Origin of the sequence: Campylobacter sp. BCW_4338 (assembly GCF_001763255.1) — a bacterium.
Lineage (GTDB): Bacteria > Campylobacterota > Campylobacteria > Campylobacterales > Campylobacteraceae > Campylobacter_D > Campylobacter_D jejuni.
Genome location: NZ_MJYJ01000036.1, coordinates 1 through 671, shown reverse-complemented (window position 1 = coordinate 671; position 671 = coordinate 1). Strand labels below are relative to the sequence as shown.

Annotated in this window: 1 pseudogene; it reads left to right on the top strand. The window is 31.6% G+C overall.

Annotation, left to right across the window (positions count from 1 at the left end):
* Positions 1-671: pseudogene (locus tag AJN69_RS03865) on the top strand (methyl-accepting chemotaxis protein); the annotation flags it as partial.

Here is a 671-nt window from a genome sequence, read left to right as displayed (position 1 = left end):
CTCTCCCCACTTGCAGCTATCCAAACAGGTTTAACTTCATTCTTTGACTTCATCAATCATAAAACAAAAAATGTTTCCACTATAGAAGTAAAAAGCAATGATGAATTTGGACAAATCTCAAGTGCCATCAACGAAAACATCCTTGCTACTAAAAAAGGTTTAGAACAAGACAATCAAGCTGTTAAAGAATCAGTTCAAACCGTATCAGTTGTAGAAGGTGGTAATTTAACAGCAAGAATTACTGCTAATCCAAGAAACCCACAACTTATTGAACTTAAAAATGTTCTAAATAAACTTCTTGATGTTTTACAAGCTAGAGTAGGTTCTGATATGAATGTTATTCATAAAATATTTGAAGAATACAAAAGCTTAGATTTTAGAAATAAAATCTCTAATGCTTCAGGAAGTGTTGAATTAACTACTAATGCTTTAGGCGATGAAATAGTTAAAATGCTAAAACAAAGTTCAGACTTTGCTAATGCTTTAGCTAATGAAAGTGGAAAATTACAAACTGCTGTTCAAAGCTTAACCACTTCTTCAAATTCTCAAGCTCAATCTTTAGAAGAAACTGCAGCAGCTTTAGAAGAGATCACTTCTTCTATGCAAAATGTTTCAGTTAAAACTAGTGATGTTATCACTCAATCTGAAGAGATTAAAAATGTTACAGGTAT